Origin of the sequence: Methylobacterium sp. J-067 (genome assembly GCF_022829465.1) — a bacterium.
GTDB classification, from domain to species: Bacteria; Pseudomonadota; Alphaproteobacteria; order Rhizobiales; family Beijerinckiaceae; genus Methylobacterium; species Methylobacterium litchii.
In genome coordinates, this window is the sequence record NZ_JAKSXZ010000092.1 from 350,062 (window position 1) to 357,593 (window position 7,532).

The following is a 7,532-nucleotide window of genomic DNA, read 5'->3' on the forward strand; positions in this document are numbered from 1 at the left end:
TGTCCTGGCAGTATGGACACGCGACGCTTTCGGAGGACGGAGTGGTTCGCAGCCCATGACGCAGGACAGCCCCCGGCATCCTGACGACGGCGAGCCGGGACCGGTCCGGGATGAGGCGGCGCGGGTCGAGGCCCTGGCCGCCCTCGGGATCCTCGGCACCGCGCCGGAACCGCATTTCGAGGCGGTCTGCCGGGTGGCGAAGCGCGTCTTCGGCGTTGCCGGGGCCTTCGTCGCGCTGATGGGCGAAGAGCAGGTCTGGCTGAAGACCCCCTGCGAGCTGATCCCCACCACGGCCCCGCGGCGCCAGACCTTCTGCCATGTCACGGTCGAGCGCGGCGTGCCCATCGTCGCCCACGACACCTGGGAGCACCCCGATTTCCGCGACCTCGCGGGGGTGAAGGGCGAGCGCGGCATCCGTTTCTATGCCGGCATCCCGCTCTGCCTGGAGCCGGGGCTGCCGCTCGGCACCTTCTGTCTCGTGGACACCGCCCCGCGCGCGTTCACGGCGGACGAGGAGGCGACCCTGACCGACCTCGCCGAGACGGTGATCGCCCATCTCCGGCTCGCCCTGTCCGACGCCGAGCGCCTGAAGGCCGCCGCGACGGTGGAGGCGCGGGAGGCCGTCATCTTCAAGCAGAACGGCGAGATCGAACTGCGCGCCCGGGCGCAGGAGAGCGCCGACGCCCAGCTGATGATGGCCGAATGGCTCGCCTCCATCGGCACCTGGGAAGTCACCCTCGCGGACGGGCGGGTGACGTGGTCCCCCGGCCTCTACCGGATCGCCGGCCTCGATCCCGGCGAGCCCCCGCCTACGATGCGGCAACTCGCCGATTTCTATCACCCCGACGACCGGGCGCGCGTCCAGGCGACGGTGGCGGAGGCCATCGCGGCGGGGGGCTCCTTCGCCTACGAGGCGCGGATCCTGCGCCCCGACGCCACGATCCGCGACGTGGTGGTGCGCGGCGTCGCCCAGGCCGACGCAGGCGGCGCGGTGACGAGCCTCGTCGGCGTGCTCATCGACGTCACCGAGATGCGCCAAGTGCAGGACGCCGTGCGCCGCAGCGACGTGCGCTACCGGGGCCTCGCCGAGAGCCTGCCGCTGCTCGTCTGGACCATGCGGGTCAGCGACGGCGAGGCGACGTATCTTAACGCCCAGTTCCGGGCCTATTACGGCCCCATCGGCGCGGGCCGGGCCGAACGCCTCGCCCGCAACCACCCCGACGATGTCGCCGCCATGGAGACGGCGTGGAATCGGGCGCTGGACAGCGGCGTCGGCTATTCCGGGCAATGGCGGATTCGCCGCCACGACGGCGTGTACCGCTGGCACCAGATCTCGATCTCGCCGATCCTGCTCGACGCCAAGGGCGACATCCTCGAATGGCTCGGCACGGCCCTCGACGTCGATGACATCGTCACCGCCCGCATCGCCGTGGAGGATGCGCGCCAGCTCCTCGGTCTCGCCCTGGAGGCGGCGGGCGCGGGCACCTGGGACTGGGACATGCAGTCCGGCGTGGTCTCCCTGGCGCCGGAAAGCGCGCGGATGCACGGGCTCGATTGCCCGAACGGCGAGCCGCGCCTGTTGAGCGCCGCCGCCTGGACCGGCCTCCTCAACCCGGACGACGCGGCCGATGCCTGGAACGAGGTCCGGCGGGCCATCGATTCCCGCAGCACCTACGCGGCGCAGTTCCGGGTGGGGGACCGCTGGATCTACGGGCGCGGGCGCACGGTGTTCGGCTCCGACGAGCGGCCGATGCGCATGGTCGGGCTGCACCTCGACATCACCGATTCCAAGGCGACCGAGGCGGCGCTCCGGGCGGCGACCCACGATGCCGAGATCGCCCGCGCCGAGGCCGAGCGGGCGAGCGCGGCCAAGAGCAACTTCCTCGCGGCCATGAGCCACGAGATCCGCACGCCGCTCAACAGCATCATCGGCTATGCCGACCTGCTCCTCGACGGCGACACGATCCACGGCGAGGACCGGCGCCGCCTCGCCCTCATCCAGAATTCGGGCGCGGCGCTGCTGACCGTCGTCAACGACGTCCTCGACTTCTCGAAGGTCAATGCCGGCGAACTGACCCTCGAATCCCTGTCCTTCCCCCTCGTCTCGATCATCGAGGCGGCGATCTCCATCGTGCGCGGGGCGGCGCTCAAGAGCGGCCTGTCGATCACGGTCGAACTCGATCCCGACCTGCCGCGCTTCGTAGTGGGCGATTCGAGCCGGCTGCAGCAGGTGCTGCTGAACCTCCTGAACAACGCGGTGAAGTTCACCCCCGAGGGCTCCGTCACCCTGAGGGTCTATCGCCAGGGCGAGGCCCTGCGCTTCGCCGTCACCGACACGGGCATCGGCATCGCGCCGGAGGACCAGTCCCGCCTGTTCCGCCGCTTCAGTCAGGTCGATGGCTCGATCAGCCGCCGCTTCGGCGGTACGGGGCTCGGCCTCGCCATCTCGCACCAGCTCGTCGAGCTGATGGGCGGACGGATGGGCGTCGAGAGCCGCGAGGGCGAGGGCTCGACCTTCTGGTTCACTCTGGTCCTGCCGCGGGGGGACGAGCCGGTCCACGGCCCGGCCCCGACGCAACGATTGCCCGCCACCTCAACCGAGGCGAGGCGTCACCTGCGGCTGCTCCTGGCCGAGGATGTCGCGATCAACCGCGAACTCGCCTGCGCGGTGCTGGAAGCCGAGGGCTACGAGGTCGCGGTGGCGGTCGATGGCGCCGAGGCGGTGGCGGCCGTCGAGGCGGCTTTCGCGGGCGGACGCGGCTTCGACCTCGTGCTGATGGACGTGCAGATGCCCGGCGTCGACGGGCTCGCCGCCACGCGCCGCATCCGCAGCCTCGCGGCGCCCGCCTGCGACGTGCCCATCGTGGCGATGACGGCCAACGTCCTGCCGGAGCAGGTCGAGGAACTGCTCAAGGCCGGCATGGACGACCATGTCGGCAAGCCGTTCAAGCGCCAGGACCTCTGCGCCATCATCGAGCGCTGGACGATGGCAGACGCCCGCAAGCGCCTCGCCAAGCCGGAGCCGGACCCGCCCCGCGTCGATCCGCAGACGCTGGACGCCGACGTGCTCGACGCCATGCGCCTGCGCTTCGGGCCGGAGCGCGTCGACGGCCTCCTCGACATGCTGGCGGGGGAGTTGTCGCAGCGCTTCCGCATTCCGGCGAACGACCGGCAGGAGATCGCCCACGACGCCCATGCCATGGTCTCGGCGGCGGGGATGCTGGGTTTCGCCGGCCTCTCGGACCTGTGCCGCGAGTTGGAGGCCGCCGCCCATGCGGGCAGCGACCTCTCGGCGTTGATCCGGCGGCTGGAGGTGCAGCGGGCCAAGACCCTGCGGGTCATCCGCACCCTGCGCGTCGCCTGAAGGTCAGGCGGCGGGCGTCTCGTCCTCGTCCTCGAACGGATCGGCGGTCCAGGCCGTGGCGAAGGCCGCGAGCTGGCGCGAATCGGCCAGGGCCGCGACGCTCAGGCTGCGTGGGGCCGGCGCGGCCCCCGGATAGGGGCTGAGCATCACGTCCACCTGGACGAGGCGCCCGCCCGGCGCGTTCGCATCGATCCAGGCTTGCGCCTCCGGGGTGAGGCGGTCGGGCGCGGCGAGCGCCCGCGCGTCGCCGCGCAGGACGAGCACATAGGGGCCGAGCGACGGATCGGCCTTCTTGACCGCTTCGATGACGTCGATCACGCGAAGTCGTTGAGTTGCACCTGGGCCTGGGCCTCGGTGAAGTTCGGGATGTCGGCGAAGATCTCGGCGCCGTGCGCCTCGGCGGCCTTGGCGAAGGCCTCGGCCGACTCGAACTTCAGCAGCGCCATCACCTGGAACGAGGCTTGGCCGCCATCGGGCGTGCCCTTGCCCGTCACCACCGTCGCCTCGTGCAGGCCGAGGCTCGACCAACGCTCGCGCACCAGCGGCATGTGGGTGTTCAGGTAATAGCCCATGTCGAACTTCGGTCCGGCCGGGTACATCACGCTCACGAGGATCACGGCGTTCTCCCTTGTGGTCTGCCTAGTGCAGCTTTACGCGCGAGACCGTGCGCCGGGTCAGGGCGCGGGCCATCGCGTCGATCGTCGTCTTCACGCTGCCGTGCAGGGCGCGCTCGTGCATCTTGTACAGCGAGCGGTACATCATCCGCGCGAACAGGCCGACGATCAGCATGTTCCGGCCCCGGATGAAGCCCATTAGGCTCCCGACCGTCGAGTAATGGCCGAGGGAGACCAGCGAGCCGAAATCCCGGTACTTGAACGGCGTCAGCGGCTTTCCGGCGATTTTGGCCTCGATCTGCCCGATCAGGTGCGTCGCCTGCTGGTGCGCGGCCTGGGCGCGGGGCGGGATCGGCCGGTCGGAGCCCGCCTCCACAAGGTAGGCGCAATCGCCCATCGCGAAGATGTCCGGGTCGCGGGTGGTCTGGAGGGTCGGCGTGACCACCAGCTGGTTGGTGCGGGTGGTTTCCAGCCCGCCGATCCCCTGGAGGAAGGGCGGGGCCTTCACGCCCGCCGCCCAGACGACGAGCTCCGAGGGCAGGAACGTGCCGTCTGCCAGCGCGACGCCATCGGCCCGCACCTCGGTGACGCGGGCCTTGAGGCGCACGTCGACGCCGATCTTGCGCAGCATCTGCATGACCTCGGCCGAGAGCCGTTCCGGCACGGCCGGGAGCACCCGGTCGGCGGCCTCCACGAGGGTGATGCGGATGTCCTTGTCGGGATCGATCTTGTCGAGGCCCGTAGCCACCACGTCGCGCAGGGTGCGGTGCAGCTCGGCCGCGAGTTCGGTCCCCGTCGCGCCCGCGCCGATCACCGTCACGTGCAACTGGCCGGGGCGCACCGGCCCGTCCTGGGTGTGGGCCCGCAGGCTGGCATTCACGAGGCGCTGGTGGAAGCGCACCGCCTGCTCCTGCGTGTCGAGGGCGATGGCGTGCTCGGCCACGCCGGGCGTGCCGAAATCGTTGGTGGTCGAGCCCACCGCGATCACCAGCGTGTCGTAGCCGACGGTGCGCTCGGGCGTGACCTGCCGTCCCTCGGCGTCGAAGCTCGGGGCCAGGGTGATCTGCCGCGCCGCCCGGTCGAGGCCGATCATCTGGCCGATCCGGTAGCGGAAATGGTGCTGGTGCGCGTGGTGGAGGTAATCCACCGCGTGATGGCCGACATCGAGGCTGCCGGCGGCGACCTCGTGCAGCAGCGGCTTCCAGATATGGGTGCGCGCCCGGTCGACCAGCGAGATCTCGGCCTTCCGCCGCTTCCCGAGCCGGTCTCCGAGCTTGGTCACCAGTTGCAGGCCGGCGGCGCCGCCGCCCACCACGACGACTCGATGAGGAGTTGTCTCGCTTCCCGCTGGGACCATGGATGCCTCAAGACTCTCGGCGCTCTGATCTTCGCGCCGATGAAGAAACTGCATAAACCGACGCGTCAGTGCTTTGCCAGTTATTCCCGCGCGACGTCTTTCCCGAAGACGCCGCGCCGTGGTGTCGCGTCAGCCCTGCGGCGCGCCCGGCTGGCGCAGGGGATGGGATTCGGCGAAGGCCGGCAGGGCGAGGCAGGTCTCGGCGATCCGCTTCACCGTGGGGTAGGGCGCCGTATCGACGCCGAAGATCCCCGTGCCGACCCACAGGCTCACGAGGCAGAGGTCGGCGTGGCTCACCGCGTCGCCCTGGCAGAAGCGCCCGGTGCCCGGCTCCGAGGTCAGGCGCGTCTCCAGCGTCTTCAGCCCGGTCTCGAAGGTGTGGCGCACGAAGGTCATCATGCGCTCCTTCGGCAGCCCGTATTCTTCCATGAGGAAAGTCCGCACGCGCGGGACGTAGAGCGGGTGGGTATCGCAGGCGACGAGCTGCGCCAGGGAGCGGGCGCGCGCCCGCTCGCGGGGATCGGCCGGCAGCAGGCGCTCGCCGCCCTTCGCCTCTTCCAGATAGTCGAGGATCGCCAGGGATTGCGTGAGGGGAGGGCCCTCGCCGTCGAACAGGGCCGGCACGGCGCCCTGCGGGTTGATGGCGCGGAACTCCGGCTTGTGCTGATCGCCGGCATCGAGGTCGATGAACGTCTCCTCGTAGGCCAGCCCTTTGAGCTTCAGGGCGATTCGCACCCGGAAAGCGGCAGCGGACCGCCAGTTGCCGTACATGTGCATCGAAGCCGCTCCACCGAGTCGGGACCAAAAAAAGGGCGGGCGCCGCGATCGGCACCCGCCCCTTGTGTCGCGCGGGGAAGTCTCCCCGTCAAAGGTCCTAGAAGCCGCCGAACTTATAGTTGAAGCCGGCACGGACGATGTTGCCCTCGGTGCGGAAGCGCGAGAGGTACGACGGGGCGCCATTCGCGACCGCGTTCACCACGACGTTCTGGGTGCCCAGGTCGTAGTGGATGTACTCGGCCTTGATGGTGATGGCGTCGTACTTGATGCCGAGGTAGCGGCCGATGGCGAAGGTGTTCAGGAAGCTGTCGGTCGGCAGGGCGAACTCGATGCCGCCGCCATAGGCGTAGCCGGTCTTGAAGTCGTCGTAGCGGCCGGCGAACTGCAGGGCGCCGCCGGGGGTGTAGAAGTTCACGTCGTGGAAGACGTTGCCGTAGGCGAGACCGCCGGTGCCGTACACGAGGACGCGGTCGAAGGCGTAGCCCACGCGGCCGGTGAGGGTGCCGAGCCAGTCGAGGCTCTGACGGTACTGGCTCGGGTTCGGCAGGACGCCGCCGGCGAGCGGGGCACCGAGGATGAAGCGGTTCTTGGTGATGTCCGTCCAGTCGATGCTGTTCGCGATACCGACGACGATGCCCGAGCCCGGCGTGAACTGGTAGTTGTAGCCAGCGGTGCCGCCGATGTTGGCGATGCCGTCCTGCGAGGTCGTCACGGAGGCGGGCCGGCGGCCGGCGGCGACGTTGCCGGCGGTCACGGCGTTCAGGCCGACGGTGTTGATGCGCTGGTTGTCGGTGAAGGTGTAGGCCGACTCGAGACCGGCGTAGAAGCCCGTCCAGGTGAAGACCGGAACCGGGGTGAAGACCGGCGGCGGGGCGGCGCGGCGCGGCAGGTCGGCGGCCGAGACGGCGGTCGCCAGCAGGGCCGTCGCGGCGGTGGACAGGAGGACTTTCTTCATCATTGAGGCGAGACCCGGTGTTTGTCTAATTCGTGTCTGTGGCCAAGTTAATCGCGCACCCCGGCGGCGCCTATGCCCTTAAAGACACAGTAGTCGGTCAAAGCGGGGCCGTGGCGGAGGAGGGGTTCGGGACCCGAATTTACCTTGACAGGCCCCCGGGGATTCGGCGTGGCCCTTGATCCCGGCTTGCCGACCCTCTAAGCGGTCGGCGCTTTTCGCCCCCGTGAAGCGTCGGGGCGGCCGAGCTGGAACCGGGGCGCCCGCGTTGCCCCCTCCGCAGGAACGGGAATCATGGGCAAGGAAAAGTTCTCTCGTACGAAGCCCCACTGCAACATCGGCACGATCGGGCACGTGGACCACGGCAAGACGTCGCTGACGGCGGCGATCACGAAGGTCCTGGCGGAGTCCGGCGGCGCGACGTTCACGGCCTACGACCAGATCGACAAGGCTCCCGAGGAGAAGGCA

At 70.0% G+C, this 7,532-nt stretch carries 7 protein-coding genes; 2 read left to right on the forward strand and 5 right to left on the reverse strand.

Features of this window, described 5'->3' with window-relative positions; genetic code table 11:
• The first annotated feature begins 55 nt into the window (after positions 1–55).
• On the forward strand, positions 56–3,364 hold the full coding sequence (locus tag MKK52_RS10775; RefSeq protein ID WP_243953773.1) for a PAS domain-containing protein: 3,309 nt from the start codon (positions 56–58) through the stop codon (positions 3,362–3,364).
• A gap of 3 nt (positions 3,365–3,367) precedes the next feature.
• On the opposite strand, the gene MKK52_RS10780 is transcribed toward MKK52_RS10775, so the two are convergent.
• The 5 genes from MKK52_RS10780 to MKK52_RS10800 all read right to left on the reverse strand — a co-directional run bounded on the left by MKK52_RS10780 (position 3,368) and on the right by MKK52_RS10800 (position 7,070).
• On the reverse strand, positions 3,368–3,682 hold the full coding sequence (locus tag MKK52_RS10780; protein WP_243953774.1) for a hypothetical protein: 315 nt from the start codon (positions 3,680–3,682) through the stop codon (positions 3,368–3,370).
• Positions 3,679–3,981: an EthD family reductase gene (locus MKK52_RS10785; RefSeq protein WP_243953775.1), complete on the reverse strand. Its 303-nt coding sequence runs from the start codon at positions 3,979–3,981 to the stop codon at positions 3,679–3,681. Before MKK52_RS10785 ends, MKK52_RS10780 begins: the two co-directional genes overlap by 4 nt.
• Positions 3,982–4,003: 22 nt before the next feature.
• Complete coding sequence (locus MKK52_RS10790; protein WP_243953776.1) at positions 4,004–5,335, reverse strand: NAD(P)/FAD-dependent oxidoreductase; 1,332 nt, start codon at positions 5,333–5,335, stop codon at positions 4,004–4,006.
• A 129-nt stretch (positions 5,336–5,464) separates the two neighbouring features.
• Positions 5,465–6,112 (reverse strand): maleylacetoacetate isomerase, encoded by a 648-nt coding sequence (maiA, locus tag MKK52_RS10795; RefSeq protein WP_243953777.1) that lies wholly within the window; start codon positions 6,110–6,112, stop codon positions 5,465–5,467.
• A 97-nt stretch (positions 6,113–6,209) separates the two neighbouring features.
• Positions 6,210–7,070 (reverse strand): outer membrane protein, encoded by an 861-nt coding sequence (locus tag MKK52_RS10800; protein WP_243953778.1) that lies wholly within the window; start codon positions 7,068–7,070, stop codon positions 6,210–6,212.
• 288 nt (positions 7,071–7,358) lie between these two features.
• On the opposite strand from MKK52_RS10800, the gene MKK52_RS10805 reads away from it, so the two are divergent.
• Positions 7,359–7,532: GTP-binding protein (locus tag MKK52_RS10805; RefSeq protein ID WP_238230710.1), on the forward strand; the 174-nt coding region annotated here is incomplete at its 3' end.